Origin of the sequence: Nibricoccus aquaticus, from assembly GCF_002310495.1 — a bacterium.
Lineage (GTDB): Bacteria > Verrucomicrobiota > Verrucomicrobiia > Opitutales > Opitutaceae > Nibricoccus > Nibricoccus aquaticus.
This window is the reverse complement of sequence record NZ_CP023344.1, coordinates 3,171,034-3,189,578: the sequence shown is the minus strand read 5'-3', so window position 1 is coordinate 3,189,578 and position 18,545 is coordinate 3,171,034. Positions and strand designations below refer to the sequence as shown.

The 18,545-nt window shown below is 64.8% G+C and carries 13 protein-coding genes; all 13 read left to right on the top strand.

Translation table 11 applies throughout. The features are described from left to right. The first annotated feature begins 187 nt into the window (after positions 1–187). The gene (locus CMV30_RS12740; RefSeq protein ID WP_096056391.1) at positions 188–1,822 is read left to right on the top strand and encodes an amidase family protein; all 1,635 of its coding nucleotides are present in this window, start codon (positions 188–190) and stop codon (positions 1,820–1,822) included. A gap of 74 nt (positions 1,823–1,896) precedes the next feature. Then, positions 1,897–3,033, top strand: coding sequence for an acetamidase/formamidase family protein (locus CMV30_RS12735; RefSeq protein ID WP_096056390.1), 1,137 nt, complete (start codon positions 1,897–1,899; stop codon positions 3,031–3,033). A gap of 233 nt (positions 3,034–3,266) precedes the next feature. Further along, the gene (locus tag CMV30_RS20795) at positions 3,267–3,467 is read left to right on the top strand and encodes a hypothetical protein (protein WP_096056389.1); all 201 of its coding nucleotides are present in this window, start codon (positions 3,267–3,269) and stop codon (positions 3,465–3,467) included. Between the two features lie 197 nt (positions 3,468–3,664). Further along, a complete protein-coding gene (locus tag CMV30_RS12725) occupies positions 3,665–5,452 on the top strand; it encodes an SPFH domain-containing protein (RefSeq protein ID WP_096056388.1) in 1,788 nt (595 codons plus the stop codon). A gap of 4 nt (positions 5,453–5,456) precedes the next feature. Then, a complete protein-coding gene (gene hflC / locus CMV30_RS12720; protein ID WP_096056387.1) occupies positions 5,457–6,425 on the top strand; it encodes a protease modulator HflC in 969 nt (322 codons plus the stop codon). After that, on the top strand, positions 6,422–7,432 hold the full coding sequence (hflK, locus tag CMV30_RS12715) for a protease modulator HflK (RefSeq protein WP_096056386.1): 1,011 nt from the start codon (positions 6,422–6,424) through the stop codon (positions 7,430–7,432). The genes hflC and hflK overlap by 4 nt, the downstream gene beginning before the upstream one ends. After that, positions 7,429–9,324 carry a heavy metal translocating P-type ATPase gene (locus tag CMV30_RS12710; protein WP_096056385.1) on the top strand — a complete coding sequence of 632 codons (1,896 nt, stop codon included), beginning with the start codon at positions 7,429–7,431 and terminating at the stop codon, positions 9,322–9,324. Before hflK ends, CMV30_RS12710 begins: the two co-directional genes overlap by 4 nt. A 177-nt stretch (positions 9,325–9,501) precedes the next feature. After that, complete coding sequence (locus CMV30_RS12705; RefSeq protein WP_175414863.1) at positions 9,502–10,674, top strand: efflux RND transporter periplasmic adaptor subunit; 1,173 nt, start codon at positions 9,502–9,504, stop codon at positions 10,672–10,674. Between the two features lie 18 nt (positions 10,675–10,692). Beyond that, positions 10,693–13,833 carry an efflux RND transporter permease subunit gene (locus CMV30_RS12700; protein WP_096056383.1) on the top strand — a complete coding sequence of 1,047 codons (3,141 nt, stop codon included), beginning with the start codon at positions 10,693–10,695 and terminating at the stop codon, positions 13,831–13,833. Positions 13,834–14,037: 204 nt separating this feature from the next. Next, positions 14,038–15,075, top strand: a complete 1,038-nt coding sequence (gene gmd, locus CMV30_RS12695; protein WP_096056382.1) for a GDP-mannose 4,6-dehydratase — start codon at positions 14,038–14,040, stop codon at positions 15,073–15,075. Between the two features lie 4 nt (positions 15,076–15,079). Further along, entirely contained in the window at positions 15,080–16,063 is a 984-nt protein-coding gene (locus tag CMV30_RS12690) for a GDP-mannose 4,6-dehydratase (RefSeq protein ID WP_096056381.1), read from the top strand. A 262-nt stretch (positions 16,064–16,325) separates the two neighbouring features. Next, entirely contained in the window at positions 16,326–17,150 is an 825-nt protein-coding gene (locus tag CMV30_RS12685; RefSeq protein WP_096056380.1) for an ABC transporter permease, read from the top strand. Between the two features lie 3 nt (positions 17,151–17,153). After that, entirely contained in the window at positions 17,154–18,545 is a 1,392-nt protein-coding gene (locus CMV30_RS20790; RefSeq protein WP_096056379.1) for an ABC transporter ATP-binding protein, read from the top strand.

The window sequence follows — 18,545 nt, the reverse complement described above, 5'->3', positions numbered from 1 at the left end:
TTCCGGGTCTGCCTCCGCCATCCGCATGCCGCGATGTGCGCACAGTCGGTCACTCAGCGTTCGCTTGAGCCAAATCGCACGCCCCGCCCGTTCACTTGAAAACAACTGAATCCACCCGCCCCGCCCTCACGAGGGCACATGCCGTGCTTGCCTCGCCAGCGCCACACCACGCCCACCACCAAGCATCATGACCAACGCCACCCGCGTCCTCCTCGCCGCTCTCACCTTCGCCACGGCCTTCCCCCTAAGCGCCGCCGAACTCAATCTCAACACCGCGACGTCGGCCGACATCCAGGCCGCCTTCAAAGCCGGTCTCACTTCGGAAAAACTCACCGCCGCCTACCTCGCGCGCATCGACGCCTACGATAAAAAAGGCCCGGTCATCAACGCCGTCATCACCCTCAACCCCAAAGCCCTCGCCGAGGCCAAAGCTCTCGACGCCGAGCTCAAATCCAAAGGCCCCCGCTCTCCCCTTCACGGCGTGCCCGTCCTCCTGAAGGATAACGTGGATACGTTCGACCTCCCCACCACCGGCGGCTCCCAGCTCCTCGAAGGTTCCCTCCCGCCCGACGACGCCTTCATCACCAAAAAACTCCGCGACGCCGGCGCCGTCATTCTCGCCAAGGTTAATCTCTCCGAATGGGCCGGCTCCGGCGGCAGCGCCAGCGGTGCCCCCGCAGACATCGTCAAAGCCGGTCGCGTCCCCAACGGCTTCTCCTCCGCCGGCGGCCAGACCCTCAATCCTCACGCCCTCGACCGCGGCCCCTCCGGCTCCTCCGGCGGCACCGGCGCCGGCATCGCCGCCAGCTTCGGCCACATGGGCATTGGCACTGACACCGGCGGCTCCATCCGCGGCCCCTCCTCCGCCAACGGCATCGCCGGCCTCAAGCCCACCCGCGGCCTCATGTCCCGCGACGGCGTCATCCCGCTCGGACTCTCCTACGACACCGCCGGCCCCATGGCCCGCAGCGTGTACGACGTCGCCGCCATGCTCGGCTCCATGACCGGCATCGACCCCGCCGACTCCGCCACCCTCGCCAGCGGCGGCCACTACTACTCCGACTACACGCAGTTCCTGAAACGCGGCGCGCTCAAAGGCGCCCGCATCGGTGTCGCCCGCGATTTCACGACTCAAGATCCCGAGGTCGAGCGCATCATCAACGAGTCCATCAAGACACTCGAATCGCTCGGCGCCATCATCGTCGATGATGTCCGCTTCCCGGAGACGCTCCTCAAGAGCCGTCAGGAAATCTACAATACAATCGTCCGCGCCGAGTTCAAAGCCGACCTCACCACCTACCTGAAAACCACCAAGCCCGGCTTCCCGAAATCCTTCGACGACGTCGTTCGTCTCTCCAACGACCCCGCAACGAAGTACCGCAGCGCCGGCAAAGCCGCCGGCCTCAAGTGGAGCCAGCCTGACAACATCTCCTTCCGTACCGACGACCCGATCTACCTGACCACGCGCGATTCCTTGCTCCCCACCGTCCGCGCCCTCTTCGAATCGCTCTTCGCCAAGCACCAGCTCGACGCGATCATCTACCCGACTTCGCCCCGCCCTGCCCAGCCCATCAACCCGCCCGACCCGGCTCCGCCCATGGGCAACTCGCCCACCAGCTACGCCAACTTCACCGGCTGGCCCGACGTCATCGTCCCCGCCGGCATGACCAAGGACGGCCTCCCTGTCACCGTCTCCTTCTTCGGTCGCGCCTGGACCGAGCCCGCTCTCCTCGCCTACGGCTACGACTTCGAACAGGCCACCAAAGCCCGCGTCCTCCCCGTCAACACCCCGCAGCTCCCAACCGACATCCTCGTTTACTGAAACATTCACGCACACACGGGGCATCCCGACTCGCCTCACGTCTTCTTGCCGCCACCTCAGCCTCACTCCGACACATGAGCACCCTTCGCCACCTCCTCACCGCCTCCGCCCTCGCCGTATCGGCCATTGGCCTACACGCCCAGCCCTCGCCCGCCCTCGATCCCAAGCCCTGGTCTCCCACCAAAAAGCAGGCGCCCCGCATCGACCATCACGTCAAAGCCACCCCGCAAAACCTCGCTTGGGGCTGGCTCGGCTCCGACGCCCAGCCCGTTTACCGCGTGAAGTCCGGCGACATCGTCCAGATCGACACCATCAGCATGGGCGGCATGAGAGACGACAACTACCAGGAGTTCGTCAAAAAACTCGGCCTCTCTCTTGAGCATCCCGTCATCCAGGAAATGGTCGCCGCCCGCCTCCAGGTTCCGCCCTCCGGCCTCCCCGCAGGCACCGGCGGCCACATGCTCACCGGCCCCGTCTACATCGAAGGCGCCGAGCCCGGCGACACCCTCGAAGTCCGCATCTGGGATAACAAATTCCGCGTCCCCTACGGCAACAACGGCGCCGGCCCAGGCAGCGGCGGCCTCCCCGAGCTCCTCGCCGCCCGCGAGGCCAAGATCTACACCTACGACTACACCAAGGGCTGGGCCAATTTTAACGACGACATCAAAGTCCCCCTCGAACCCTTCATGGGTGTGATGGGTGTCGCCCCCGATCCCGCCACCGCCAAACGCGTCGGCTCCCGCGCCCCCGGCAATTTCGGCGGCAACATCGACCTCCGCGATTTGGTCCCCGGCTCCCGCATGTTCGTCCCCGTCCACGTCAAAGGCGCCTTCTACTTCACCGGCGACGCCCACGCCGCCCAGGGCGACGGCGAGATCACCGGCCCCGCCATCGAGACCTGCATGACCACCGTCCAGCAGTTCATCGTTCACAAGGGCAAGAAAATCAAAACGCCGTGGTTCGAAACGCCCACCCACTACATCGTCATGGGCCTCAACACCGACCTCGACGCCGCCATGAAAATGGCGATGCAGGAGACCATCGACTGGCTCGTCGAAAACAAAGGCCTCACCAAGTTCGAAGCCTACTCCCTCGCCTCCGTCGCCGTCAGCTACCGCAACACCGTCATCGTCAACGGCAACCTCGGCATGCACGGCATGATCCCAAAAAGCCTCTGGATCAAAGACAAGACCCCCTACTGGTACGACTAAGTCACCGCGCTCCAACTACACCGGGAGCGATGCGCCCTGCCATCGCTCCCTCTTAAACGGAGGGACGACCTCCGTGTCGTCCACACCCCTCAATCACACCTTACCCAACGCCCCCCCACCCCGCTTTTCCCCAAAATCCAATGTCATCTAATGGATGACATTCATCACCTCCGCCTCCACCCGCTCCGGCCCTCCGAACACGAAACCACCGAACGCCCGACACCGCCCTCACCGTGAAACAGCCGCCCAATCTCATCCGCCGCCCCCTCTACCCCATCCACGCCGCCCCCACCCCCGCGTCTAATTTCCCCGCGCAATCCTCCGCCCGTGCCACGCAAGCCACCCCCTTCCTCGGCGCCGCCTCCGTCTCCAACCCCTCCGGCACTCCACCCGCGCCCAACTCCCCCAACGAATTCACCCGCCACCGCGATTGATTGCTCCGTCCCCGGCAGCGCAGGCCTCTGGCCGGCATTTCCGATTCCGCTGTAGGCGGGGTGCCCCCACCCCGCATAACGCCAATCCCGCTCGCGATACTTCCCCCGCTTTAAGCGACATCGCGTACCCATCTGAATAAGCCCGCCCGCGATAAAACCCTCCGGCGCCCGGCACCGCCCCTGCTTACGCCAGACTCATGCCCGCCGCTTCCGCCGCCTCCCGCTTCCCGCTTTTCTGCGGCGGCGTCTTCGCCTCGGTCGCCCTTCTCCATCTCGTCCTCCTCCGACTCGGCTGGCAGGGCGTGCTCCCCGGCATCGCGCTGGTATCCGCCTGGTGGGCACTGATCGCCTTCTCCCAGCCCGTGTGGAATAACCTCCACGCCCGCGAGCCCTCCACCCCGTCGCCCGGCTCGCCCGCTTCCCCACGCCTGCGTTTCCGCCAGAGCCTCCAGCATCTCTCCGCCCCCGCCTTCGTCGTCGCGCACGTCCTCCTCGCCCTCGCCTGCGCTCTCACCGCCTTCCGCCTGCTCCGCCCCGAATCCTTCCCCGCCTCCAGACTTCTCGCGTTCAACTCGCTGCCCCCGTCACCCACCGCCCTAATCTCCATCCCCGACGCCACGCTCACCCGCACGCTCGTCCTCAGCGTCTCCCTCTTCTTCCTCCTCTACTTCCTCCGCCAGGCCGTCGCCTCCCGCGAAATCCCCCGCCGCTCCGATCCCCGCGCTGGCTTCACGCTCCTCCTGATACTGCTCCTCGCCCAAGCCGCCGCCGGCCTAGCCACGCTCTACGCGCCCACCTGGAATCTCGCCCGCCCGCTCGCCTTCGCCACCTCCGCGCTCGCCTTCCTCCTCCCGCTCGAATGGCTGCTCTCTGCCCTCGTCCGCTGGTTCCAGTCGCCTTCCCAACGCCGCGCGCATCCGTTCTCCGGCTACAGCTTCTCCACCGGCGCCCTACTCGGAGGCCGCTCCCCGCTGCAAACCCTCGCCACCTCCGTCCACGACGCCTTCGGCCTCGAGATCCGCGGCACCTGGCTCGCCCGCTACGCCCGCCTCTGCATCGAGCCGCTCCTCCTCATCATCGTCCTCACCAGCTGGCTCTCCACCACCGTGGTCATCGTCCCGCCCGACAGCGAAGCCGTCCGCGTCACCTGGGGAAAATTCCAAAAAGAAACCCTTTCGCCCGGACTCCATTTCATCGCACCTTGGCCAATGGAACGCGTTCGGCTCGTCCCCGTCGGACGCGTCCAGGATTTCGCCCTCGGTTTCGACAAAGACCTCGGCGGTCCCGTCCTCTGGACCGAGGTCCACTTCTCCGGCGAGAGCAACCTCCTCGTCGGCAACGGCGAAGAAGTCCTCACCTTCAACGTCCCCGTCCACTTCGACCTCACCGACGCTCTCGCCGCCGAGCGCACCAGCGCCGATCTCCCGCGTCTCCTCTCCAACCTCGCCCAGCGCGAACTCCTCATCGCCACCGCCTCGCGCGACAGCTTCGGCATCATGACCGGCGAACGCGATGTCGTCAGTAACCAGATACGCGACCGCCTTCAATCTTCCGCCGACGCCCTCAGCCTCGGCGCCCGCATCCGCTACGTCGGCCTCAAAGACATCCACCCGCCCGTGGATGTCGCCCCCGCCTTCCAGGAAGTCATCAGCGCCTTCGAACAACGCCGCATGATGATCGACCTCGCCTCCGCCAACCGCATCACCGCCATCGCCCAGGCCAGCAGCGAATCCTTCAGCCTCCGCCGCCAGGCCGAAAGCTTCTCCGCCGAGCGCCTCGCCGCCATCACCGGCGAAGCCGCCATCCTCACCGGCAAGGTCGACGCCCGCGCCGCCGCCCCCGCCCTCTTCGACTTCCGCAACCGTCTCAGCGTCCTCGAAGAAGTCCTCCCGCGTATCCGCCTCGTCCTCACCGCGCATCCGCCCTCCGGTTCGCGCGCTCCCCTCCTCTACGATCTGCGCGACGGCGCCAACTCCCTCCCTTGATCCGATGAAACTCATCGTCGCCTGCCGCCTCCTCCTCGCCCTCCTCGTTGCCGCCCTCACCGGCTACTCCGCTTTCTGCTACCAGGTCTCCGAGGTCGAGCAGGCCGTCGTCACCCGCTTCGGTCGTCCCGTCCGTGTTGTCACCGAGCCCGGCCTCGGCTGGAAACTCCCCTGGCCCTTCGAGTCCGTCACCCGCTTCGACGCCCGCCTCGAAGTCCTCGAAGGCCGCATCTCCGAGGCCCTCACCGCCGACAAACGTAACGTCATCCTCCCGTTCTTCGCCGTCTGGCGCATCGACGATCCGCTCCAGTTCCTCCGCGCCACTCAGGGCAGCCTCCCCGGCTTCCGCACCAAGCTCGACAGCATCGTCACCTCCGCGCGCAACGCCGTTCTCGGCCGCTACTCCTTCGACCAGCTCATCTCCGTCCGCCCCGGCGTGGTGAAACTCGCCGACATCGAGCGCGAGATCGCGGCTTCCGTCGCCGGCACCGTCCGCGAAACCTTCGGCGTCAAAATCGAGTCCATCGGCATCCGCCAGCTCGCCCTCCCCGCCGCCAACACGCCTTTCATGTTCGACCGGATGCGGGCCGAGCGCGCGCAGTACGCCGCCCAGTTCCGCGCCGAGGGCCAGCGCAAGGCCGACGAAATCCGCTCCGCCGCCGAAGCCGAGAAAACCGCCCTCGTCGCCAGTGCACGCCAGTTCGCCGATCAGAAACGCGGCGAAGCCGAGGCCGCCGCCGCCCGCGTAACCGCCGCCGCCTACGCCCGCGACCCCGAACTCTTCCGCTTCCTCCGCGAACTCGAAGCCCTCCGCAAAGTCGCCGGCCGCAACATCACCCTCGTAGCCGACGACCGCACCCCGCCTTTCCAACTCCTCAAGCCAGACGCCTCCACATCTCCTCCTGCTTCCTCCCCCTTCTTTCCTCCTTCACCCACGCCCCTCGCCTCCCCCGGGACCGCCGTCGCTCCATGAGCACACCCGCCGCCCAGCCGCCGCTCGCCTCGACCGAGCTCGCCGCCCGCCGCTCGCTCACGCTGCTCACGATCGTCTTTGTGTGCGTGCTCGGCGGATACCTTGGCTCCGGCGTTCACTTTGTGAAACCCGGCGAGTCCGCCCTCGTCCTCCGCTTCGGCCGCCTCCAGCCCCAGGCCCACGGTCCCGGCCTGCTTGTCGCCTTCCCCGAACCCATCGACCGCGTCATCCGCCTCGCCACCGGCGCTCCGCGCGAACTCAAACTCGAAGGCTGGCTCGCCCGAGACATCGCCCGCTCCACCCACAACGAGACCGACTACGGCCCGCTCCGCCACTTCCTCGACCCCGCCAAAGACGGCTACACGCTCACCGGCGACGCCAACATCGTCCAGGGCTCCTTCTCCCTCCGCTACCAGATCGTCGATCCCGTCCGCTTCTTCTCCGTATCCGCCGATCCTGACGCCACCCTCGCCGCGCTTTTCTACCAATCCGCCGCCCGCACCCTCGCCGAGGCCGCCATCGACGACGTCATTCCCGCCGGCCTCGCCACCTACCGCGACCGCACGCTCGAAGAACTCCGCCAGCGCCTCTCCGCGCTCGATCTCGGTATCGCTCTCGGCGGACTCGAAATCCGCGAACTCCTTCCGCCTAAACCCGTCCTCCCCGCCTTCCAGGACGTCAACTCCGCCAAGGTCGAGCGACAGACCTTCGTCGAGGAAGCCCGCGCCTACCTCGCCCGCTCCAAAGAAATGGCCGCCTCCGAGGCCAACACCCTGCGCACCCGCGCCGTCGCCGACGCCGCCGCAGCCCTCACCCGCGCCGAGGGCGAGCGCGACGCCTTCCTCTCCATCCTCGCCGCCTACCACGAATCTCCCGTCAACGTCCGCTCCCGCCTCCTCGCCGAGGTCCGCGAAGAAGTTCTCCCCAAGTTCAACCAGGCCGCCTTCGCCCCCGCCGCATCCGCGCCGCAGATACTCCTGCGCCCGCAAACCGCCGACGCCCGATGAGACCCCGCTCCGACCTCCTCCCGTCCGACCGCGGCCTGCTCTCGCTGCCCGTCCGCCTCTCCACCGCCCTCCTCGCCGCGCTCGCCCTCCTCCTCAGCCTGCTCCTGCGCCAGCTCCGCTCCGCCCAGCCCGAACTCGCCGGCCTCCTCGCCTTCGCCGCTTGGCTCGTCGTATGCATCCCCGTCTTCACGGGCGCGATTCGCGGCCTCTTCCACACCGCAAAATCGCTCAACCCCTACTACCTCGACCAGTTCGTCGCCATCGTCCTCCTCGCCTGCCTCGCCGGCGGACGCTACGCGACCGGCTCCATCGTCGCGATCATCCTTATCTTCGGACAACTCCTCGAAGAGCGCAGCGTCCGCGGCATCCGCGAAGCCATCGAAGGCCTCGGCCGCCTCTCGCGCGTATCCGCCCGGCGGTTGCGCGGACTGATCGAGGAACCCGCCGACGCCGACACGCTCCAACCCGGCGACCGTCTCCGCGTACTCCCCGGCGAACTCATCCCCGCCGACGGCCTCGTCCTCACCGGTCACTCCGCCGTCAACCAAAGCGCCATCACCGGAGAAGCCCTCCCCGCCGACGTCGCCCCCGGCTCCACCGTCTTCGCCGGCACGCTCAATCTCTCCGGCGTCATCGAACTCGAAACCACCCGAGCCTCCTCCGACACCGTCATCGGTAAAGTCCGCGCCATCCTCGAAGCCGCCTCCACCGACCGACCGCTCATCGCCCGCCGACTCGACACCTACCTCCGCTACTACACGCCTGCCGTGCTCATGCTCACGGCCATGGTCTGGATTCTCACCCGCGACCTCGACCGCGCCGTCTCCGTCCTCGTCGTCTGCCTCCCCTGCGCCTTCGTCCTCGCCGGACCCGCCGTTATGGTCGCCGCCCTCGCCGTCTGCGCCCGCCTCGGCATTCTCGTCAAAACGCCCCGCCACTTCGAAACCGCCTCCACGCTCGACACCGTCGTCTACGACAAAACCGGCACCCTCACGCACGGCCGTCTCATCGTCGCCGAAACCACCGCCTGCGATCCCGCCCGCTCCGTATCCGACTTCCTCCCACTTGCCCGCGCGCTGGCTGCCTCCTCCCAACATCCCGTCGCTCACGCCATCGCTTCTCACGCTCTCACGACCGAGTCACCTGCCGCCGCTCCCACCGCCTCCGACGTCCAGGAAACCCCGGGCCGCGGCCTCCTCGGCCGCATCCATGGCCACACCCTCCTCCTCGGCAGCGCCGCCTGGCTCCGCGAAAACAACATCACTCCGCCCCCCGAGCCCCCTGAATCCGCCGGCCAGCGCACCGTCTACGCCACGATCGACGGCCGCCCCGCCCTCCGCTTTCTCCTCAGCGACAGCCTCCGTTCCGAAGCCCGCGACGTCGTCGAAACCCTCGGCACCCTCGGCCTCACCCGCGCGGTCCTTCTTACCGGCGATCACGCCCACTCCGCCCAAGCCATCGCCACCGCCACCGGCATTCCCCGCTTCGTCGCCAACTGCCTGCCCGAGGAAAAATCCCGCGAGGTCCACGCCCTCCGCGCCGAAGGCCGCCGCGTCCTCGTCGTCGGCGACGGCGTCAACGACGCCCCCGCCCTCGCCGCCGCCGACCTCTCCATCGCCCTCAACAACTCCGGCAGCCACATCGCCGTGCAAACCGCCGACGTCGCCATCCTCCAGCCCGACCTTCGCCGACTGGTTCATTTCATCCAGATCTCCCGCCGCTCCCTCCGCCTCATCAATCAGAACCTCGCCGTCTCGACTGCGATCATCCTCGTCGCCCTCCTCGTCTCCAGCCTCGGCCTCGTCGGCCCGCTCACCGCCGCACTCCTCCACGAAACCAGCGCCTTCTTTGTCCTCCTCAACAGCTCCCGCCTCCTCCGTTTCGACGCCTGACCCGCCCCTCGCTTGCCGAAAACTCAACCGCCCGCTCAGCGCGTTGAATCCTGCTTAACCCGTCCGTCCTCCACCTCGTTTCCCCAGTAGCGGCATATCCTCTGCTGATGCCGGATCGCGCCGCACTCCGCGGTTCACACACCGCATCCGCGCGCTCACGTCAGCCCTCCGCCTCGCTTGAAAACCATACTCTCCGTCAGCGAACCCGTCGCCGCCCGCCCGCACGCCGCACCGCCCTCGCCGCCGCGCCACGCTCCTCCGTCTTCGCCTCCTTCGTCGAAAAAAGGCCGCGGCAAACTCATCGCCATCCTCATCACCCTCCTGGCCCTCGGCGCGCTCAGCGTCTTCGCCTGGAAAAAATTCAAACCCGCCGCCAAACCCGCCGCCACGCCTGCTCGCAACGCCGGCGCCGGCATACCCGTCACCGGCATTAAACTACACGCCATCCCTTTCACCGAGTCCATCAGCGCCAACGGCACCCTCCGCGCCGAGGAATCCGTCGAGATCCAGACCGAGGTGAATGGAAAAATCGCCGCCATCAATTTCACCGAGGGCCAGCGCGTGAAAGCCGGCGACGTCCTCGTCAAAATCGACGACTCCTCCCTCCAGGCCAACCTCCGCCGCGCCCAGTCCCGCCGCGAACTCGCCGGCTTCCGCGAACAGCGTCTTGCCCGTCTCGTCGAGGAGGGCGGCGTCAGCAAACAGGATTACGACGAGGCTCGCGGCGAACTCTCCGTCCTCGATGCCGAGGCCGACTTCATCCGCGCCGACATTAAGAAGACCGAGATCCGCGCCCCGTTCGACGGCGTCGCCGGCATCCGCTTCGTCTCCGTCGGCGCCTACGTAAATCCCGCCGCCCGTATCGCCACGCTCCAGGGCATCACCCACCTCAAAGTCGATTTCTCCGTCCCCGAACGCTACGCTCCACGCGTCAAACCCGGCGACCCCATCCGCTTCACCGTCGCGGGCAGCAAACAAACGTACACCGGCGAAGTTTACGCCGTGGAGCCACGCATCGATGTCTCCACCCGCTCCGTTCTCCTGCGTGCCATCTGCCGCAATCTCGACGGCTCCCTCCTCCCCGGCACCTTCGCCCGCGTCCAGTACACCGTCCAGCAGTCCGAGGCTTCGTTGCTCGTGCCCGCCATCTCGATACTCGCCGGCTTGGAAGAACGCCACGTCTTCGTCGAACGGGAGGGCAAGGCCCGCCGCGTCAAAGTCGTCACCGGCGCCCGCACCAACACTCAAGTACAGATCGTCGAGGGATTGAAAGAGGGCGATGTCGTCCTCACTTCCGGCGTTCAGCAACTCCGCGACGGCGCCGTCATCCGCGTGAAACTCACTGAGTAACCGCCCGCGCTCACACCCATGTCGCTCGCCTCCCTCAGCATCCGGCGCCCCGTCCTCGCCGGCGTCCTCTCCTTCACCATCGTCCTGCTCGGCGCGCTCAGCGCCACCCGGCTCGGCGTCCGCGAATATCCCGCCGTTGATCCACCAGTCGTCACCATCATCACGACTTATCCCGGCGCCAGCGCCGAGGTCATCGAGTCGCAGATCACCGAGCCCATCGAGGCCGCCGTCAACGCCGTAGCCGGTATCAGTAATCTCACGTCGATCAGCCGCGAGGGTTCCAGCCAGGTCCGCGTCGAGTTCGGCATCGACATCAACCTCGAAGCCGCCGCCAACGACGTCCGCGACCAGCTTGGCCGCGCCTCCCGCAATCTCCCCGCCGACGCGAATCCCCCGATCGTCAACAAGTCCGACGCCGACTCGAACCCCTTCTTCGGCGTCGTCGTCAGCAGTCCTTCCCGCAGCCTCCTCGAACTCTCCGCCTACGCCGACAACCTCCGCGAACGTCTCCAGACTGTCCCCGGCGTCAGCAACATCGATCTCGTCGGCGAAAAACGCTACGCGATGCGCCTCTGGATGGACCCGTCGCGTCTCGCCGCTTACGGACTCACGCCGCTTGATGTCCGCTCCGCCCTCCAGCGCGAAAACATCGAGCTCCCCTCCGGCCGCATCGAGGGCGCTAACGTCGAACTCACCGTCCGCACCCTCAGCCGCCTCGCCACGCCCGAGGAATTCGGCCGCGTCATCCTCAAACGCGACGGCGACCAGATCGTCCGCTTCAGCGACATCGGTTACGCTGAACTGGGACCGCAAAATCTCCGCTCCATCCTCAAGGTCGGCAGCACACCCATGATCGGCGTGTACGTTCGTCCCCAGCCCGGCGCCAACCAGCTTGAAATTTCCGACCAGCTCCGCACCCGCCTCGCTCAGATCGAAAAAGAAAAACCCGCCGACATCGATTTCGCCATCGGCTACGATAATACCACCTACGTCCGCACCGCCATCCACGAGGTGCAGGAAACGCTCCTCATCGCCTTCGGCCTCGTCGTCCTCGTCATCTTCATTTTCCTCCGCGACTGGCGCAGCACGCTCATCCCCATGCTCGCGATCCCCGTGTCCATCGTCGGCACGTTCCTGATCATGGATCTCGCGGGCTTCTCCATCAACGTCCTCACGTTGCTCGGCCTCGTCCTCGCCATCGGCCTCGTCGTGGACGACGCCATCGTCGTCCTCGAAAACATCTACGCCAAAATCGAGCAGGGCATGGAGCCCTTCGAAGCCGGCATCAAGGGCACCCAGGAAATTTTCGTCGCCGTCATCTCCACGACGATCGCGCTCGCCGCCGTCTTCATGCCCGTGATCTTCCTCGGCGGACTCACCGGCAAACTCTTCCGCGAATTCGGCGTCGTCATCGCCGGCGCCGTGATCATCTCCGCCTTCGTCGCGCTCACGCTCACGCCGATGATGTCCGTCCGCCTGCTCAAACCGCATGGACAGCAAAACTGGCTCTACAACCGCACCGAGCCGTTCTTCGCCGGACTCACCCGCGCCTACGAAAACTCCCTCGCCAGCTTCCTCCGCTTTCCCTGGTTCGCCTTCGTCGTCCTCGCAGGCTCCATCGCCATTATCGTCGCCTGCAACCGCGCCCTCCCCCGCGAACTCACCCCGCTCGAAGATCGCGGCCGCATCTGGGTCCGCACCACCGCCCCCGAAGGCGCTTCCTACGATTACACCGTCAACTACCTCGACGACCTCACCCAGATTGTCCGCGAGCAGCTGGGCGATGAATACGTCGTCACCATGACCCAGGCCCCCGTCGGCGGTCCCGGCGGCATCGGCTCCGCCAACGCCGGCTTCGTCCGTGTTTTCCTCAAAGACCGAGGCGACCGCAAATTTACCCAGCAGGAACTCGCCGCCAAACTCCAGGCCGCCGTCCGCCCGCTCACCGGCGCGCGCACCTCCGTCTCGCAGGAACCCTCCATCGGCGAACGCCGCGGCGCCGGCCTCTCCGCCCAGCTCGTCATTCAAGCCGCTGAACTCAGCGATCTCGAAGGCGCGCTCGATAAATTCCTCCAAGAAGCCTCCAAGAGCCCTGCCTTCTCCTTCGTCGATTCCGATCTGAAGTTCAACCAGCCCGAAGTCCGCATCTCCATCGACCGCGACAAAGCCCAGAGCCTCGGCGTCTCCGCGGCCGACATCGCCTCCACCCTGCAAGCCGCGCTCAGCGGCCAGCGCTTCGGCTACTTCATCTTCAACGGCAAACAATACGAAGTCCTCGGCCAGCTCCTCCGCGAAGACCGCGCCAAGACCAGCGACCTCGGCGCCATCAACGTCAAAGCCGCCAGCGGCGAAACCATCCCGCTAGATAACCTCATCACCCTCACCGAGACCAGCAGCGCCCCCCAGCTCTACCGCTACAACCGCTTCGTCGCCGCCACCATCTCGGGAAACTTGAACAACGGATACACCCTCGGCCAGGGCAACGACGCCCTCCTCGCCGCCGCCAAAGCCACGCTCGACGACCGCTTCACCACCGAGTTCACCGGCGCTTCCAAAGACTTCATCGAAAGCTCCTCCAGCCTCGGCTTCGTCTTCGCGCTCGCCCTGATCCTCGTTTATCTCGTCCTCGCCGCGCAGTTCGAAAGTTTCCGCGATCCGTTCACGATCATGCTCACCGTGCCCCTCGCCCTCGCCGGTGCCTTTGTCACGCTCTGGCTCTTCAAGGAGACGCTCAACATCTTCTCCCAGATCGGCCTCATCATGCTGATCGGCCTCGTCACCAAGAACGGCATTCTCCTCGTCGAATTCGCCACCCAGCGCCGCCACGCCGGCGTCGACGCCAAAACCGCCATGACCGAAGCCGCCTCCTCGCGCTTCCGTCCGATCTTGATGACTTCGCTCTGTACGATCCTCGGCGTCCTACCGATCGCGCTCGCGCTCGGAGCCGGCGCGGAAAGCCGCGTTTCGATGGGCCTCGGCGTCATCGGCGGCCTCCTCGTCGGCACCGCCCTCACCCTCTACGTCATCCCCGCGTTTTATCTCCTCATCAGCGGACACGAGAAAACCAAAGCACCCGCCCAGGCCTCCCACAACGCGCCCGCGTCTCCCGAGTCCCACTCCGTCACGCTCCCCGCCACCAGCGCCGCCCGCTCGATCTGACCGGCTTTTCACCGGCCGTGCCCTGCGGTTCCCCCCTCACAGACCGCATTCCCTCCTCGGGACCGGATCTGCGAGGCCGACGGCGTATCCGGTCCTGTGATCTCCCCTGTTGACCATCTCGCTGAGAACGCGTGTAAACACCCCCCTTCCTGACGCGCCAAAAACGAGCACGTTCAACGCCCACCATTACTCTTCTTAAAAACCATGTCTAAAGTCGCACTCGTCACCGGTATCACAGGTCAGGACGGCGCTTATCTCACGCGCCTCCTTCTCGGCAAAGGCTACACCGTTTACGGCACCTACCGCCGCACCAGCTCGGTCAATTTCTGGCGCCTCGAAGAACTCGGCTGCGACAAACACCCCAATCTCCACCTCGTCGAATACGATCTCACCGACCTCGGCACGAACACCCGCCTCATCGACAAAGCCGGCGTCACCGAAGTCTACAACCTCGCCGCCCAAAGCTTCGTCGGCGTCTCCTTCGACCAGCCCTCCACCACCGCCCAGATCACCGGCGTCGGCGCCCTCAATCTCCTCGAAGCCATCCGCACGGTTAACCGCAAGATCCGTTTCTACCAGGCCTCCACCTCAGAGATGTTCGGCAAAGTCCAGGCCGTTCCCCAGATCGAGACCACGCCCTTCTATCCCCGCAGCCCCTACGGCGTCGCCAAACTCTACGCCCACTGGATCACCATCAACTACCGCGAATCCTACGACATCTTCGGCTGCAGCGGCATCCTCTTTAATCACGAATCGCCCCTCCGCGGCCGCGAATTCGTTACCCGCAAAATCACCGACTCCGTCGCCAAGATCGTCCAGGGCAAACTCGACGTCCTCGAACTCGGCAACATCGACGCCAAACGCGACTGGGGCTTCGCCGACGAATACGTCGAAGGCATGTGGCGCATGTTGCAGGCCGACGAGCCCGACACCTTCGTCCTCGCCACCAACCGCACCGAGACCGTCCGCGACTTCGTCACGATGGCATTCAAAGCCGTCAACATCGCCCTCGTCTGGAAAGGCGCCGCCGAAAACGAAACCGCCACCGATGCCAAAACCGGCAAACTCCTCGTCCGCATCAATCCCAAGTTCTACCGCCCCGCCGAAGTCGAGCTCCTCATCGGCAACCCCGCCAAAGCCAAAGAAAAACTCGGCTGGGAACCCAAGACCACCCTCGAGCAACTCTGCCAGATGATGGTCGAAGCCGACCTCCGTCGTAACACGATCAACGCCTCGTTCTAAACCCATGAGCCAAAAAAGCGCATTCGTCACCGGCATCACCGGACAGGACGGCTCCTACCTCTGCGAACTGCTGCTTGAAAAAGGCTACGAGGTCCACGGCCTCGTTCATCGCCCCGACACGCTTGGCGGCAGCAACATCAAGCACCTCTTCAACGACCCGAAGATCTACAACAAACAGCTCTTCCTACACAACGGGTCGTTCGAAGACGCCACCCACCTCCGTCGCATCATCAGCAAGGCCAAGCCCACCGAGTTCTACCATCTCGCGGGCCAGTCCAGCCCCCGCATCAGCCTCGAGCTCCCGGAAAACACCGTCGATAGCATCGGCATGGCCACGCTCCGCTTGCTGGAGATCATCCGCGACATTCCGAATCCCCCGCGTTTCCTCTACGCCTCCAGCAGCGAAGTCTTCGGCTCCCCGCCCCACTCGCCTCAAGACGAGCACACCCCCGTCAACCCCACCACGCCCTACGGCGCGGCCAAGGCGTTCTCCCAGCAGATGGCGCGCATCTACCGCATCGCCTACAAACTAGAGACCTGCTCCGCCATCCTCTACAACCACGAGTCCCCCCGCCGTAGTGGGAACTTCGTGACGATGAAAATCGCTCGCGCCGTCGCCAACATCAAGAAAGGCCGCCAGACCGAGCTCACCCTCGGCAGCCTCACCGGTATGCGCGACTGGGGCTGGGCTCCCGACTACGCCCGCGGCATGTGGATGATCCTCCAAGGCTCGCCGGTCGATGACTACATTCTCGCCACCGGCAAACTCCACTCCGTGCAAAACCTGGTCGAGTTCGCCTTCCAATCCGTCGGCCTGAACTGGAAAGACTACGTCAAGTTCAGCTCCGATCTCGTCACCACCGTCGAGCCCCTCGCCCCCTGCGGCAACCCCGGCAAAATCAAACGCGTCCTCGGCTGGGAAAACACGGTCCCCTTCGAAGAAATGGTCTCCCGCCTCGTCCAATCCGAGCTGGCCAAGCTCAGTTAAACGGTAGGGCTCGACCTCGCGTCGATGCCTCAGGTGCCGGGAGCACCGGACGTCCACCGTCGGCATTCTGCGTCCGCGCTCGGAGCGCCGGCCGCTGGCCTGCTCCGCACCGCTGGAAAAAAGTCACTGTTCAGTCCTCAAACGATTCATTGCAGTACGCGCGAAGCAACCGGGCAACGGGCTTTCGCCAACCTGCGTTTTGCCCTCACGAAAATCTCCCTTGCGGCACCCAACTCAGCGTGTACCAGCAACCCCTCAAATCATGCTTCGTCGTCTGGCCCCATTTCTCGCCGACCTCTGGCAACACCGGGAGCTGCTCTGGCAATTTACACAGCGTAACGTAGAGCTGCGCCACAAAGGCAGCCACCTCGGCCTGATCTGGTCCTTCGCCAGCCCGCTGATGATGCTGGGCCTTTACGTTTTCGTCTTCGGCTTCATCTTCGGTGGCAGCTTCGGCGTTCTGCCCAATGAGACCCGCACCGACTATGGCCTGGGCATATTTTTCGGGCTCAGCCTTTTTCACTTCGCGTCCGAAGTCCTCGCTGTTTCCCCCACCCTGATCGTTTCAAATCCCAACTTCATCAAGAAGGTCGTCTTCCCGGTGGAGATCCTTCCCGCCGCCGCTGTCGGCGCCGCTACTTTTCACCTGCTGGTTTCCCTCGGCCTCGTACTCGCGGGCGCCGCATTATTCGGGCAGGGACTGGATTTCGGCGTCCTCTGGCTGCCCGTCGCCGTCATCCCACTACTCTTCGCAGGCCTGGGCATCTCCTGGCTGTGCTCGGCACTCGGCGTCTTCTTCCGCGACGTCAGCCAGATCATTCAGTTCCTCATCGCCGTGCTCATGTTCACCAGCGCGGTTTTCTATCCCGCAGTCCGGATCCTCGAAAAAGCCCCCCCGTTCGTCTGGGCCATCCTGCAATTTAACCCGCTCCTGCTCGCCATTGAAATCGCACGCGACGGCGTGCTCTGGCAACGCTCGCCCAACCTCTACCACGTCGCCTACCTATGGATCGTCAGCATCGTCATCTGCTGGCTGGGTCACGCCGCCTTCAAAAAAATGAAGCCCGCCTTCGCCGACGTCCTCTAACCCATGAGTGAAGAGATCGCCATTTCCGTTCAGGGTGTCAGCAAAGCCTACCGCATCTGGGAATCCCCCGCCGGCCGCCTCACCTCCCCCATCTTTCAGAAAGCCGCCGGCCTGTTTCCCGCAGGCTCGTCACTGGCTCAGTCCCTCGAAAATCGCGCCGCTAAAAACTACCGCGACTTCTGGGCGCTCAAAGACATCTCCTTCGAAGTCAAAAAAGGCGAAAGCGTCGGCATCATCGGCCGCAACGGCTCCGGCAAAAGCACGATCCTCCAGATCATCGCCGGCACCCTTCAGCCCACAAGCGGCACCGTGAAGGTCAACGGCCGCGTCGCCGCCCTCCTTGAACTCGGCAGCGGCTTTAATCCTGAATTCACCGGCCGTGAAAACGTTTACCTCAACGCCGCCGTGCTCGGCCTTTCGCGAACCGAAGTGGACGCCAAATTCGAATCCATCGCCGCCTTCGCCGACATCGGCGACTTTATCGAACAGCCCGTCAAAACCTACTCCAGCGGCATGATGGTCCGCCTGGCGTTTGCAGTGCAAACAGCGGTCGAACCTGAAGTGCTGATCATCGACGAAGCGCTCTCTGTAGGTGACGCGCCCTTCCAAGCAAAGTGCTTTGCGCGAATCCGCCACCTCCAAGGACGAGGCTGCACTATCCTGCTTGTCACACATGACTCAGGCACGATCCAGACTTTTTGTCAGAAAGCACTGTGGCTCGCCGGGAGCATCAGCCAGCGACAAGGAATATCCGCAGACGTCTGTGGAGCGTACAACAGAGACTGCGCCAGAGCCATGGGGATGGACCATCAGGAACATCTTGCGCCCAGCACAGCCGCCCCGGGTCTGCCCAAGCATTCCTCGAATAACTGGATAAACGAAGACAGAACTGAATTCGAAAAGAATGCCCGGATCAGGCGGCGAGGTACCGCTCAGGTCCAAATCACGAACTTCTTTGTCCTGGGAGAAAAGGGAAGTCGCACCGCATGTATGCGCTGGGATGAAGACATTACCGCCGTATACGTGCTCAACAGCGCCAAAGGATACTCCGGCCAATTTCGTGTCGGCTTATCATGTGTCACCTTGCAGGGCACAGAGCTGCTTTCCTGTGCAGACCGCACCCATCGCCACAGGCTGGACATACCCGCCGGCGGATCAGTCGTAGTTACCATGCCGTTCCGGTTGCCGTTAAAATCGGGCGATTATTCGCTCTACGCCGGACTCTTCCTATTCTCTGACGACGCTTTTTTCCCCGAAGGAACACTCGATTTTTCACGCTCAACCGTGGCTGACTCCATCTCATACGCCGCCTTCGTCACGATACTCCCGCAGTTCAATCTCGGCATCCATGGCCCCGTGCATTTCGACACACAAATCTCCGTCATCGCATCCTGA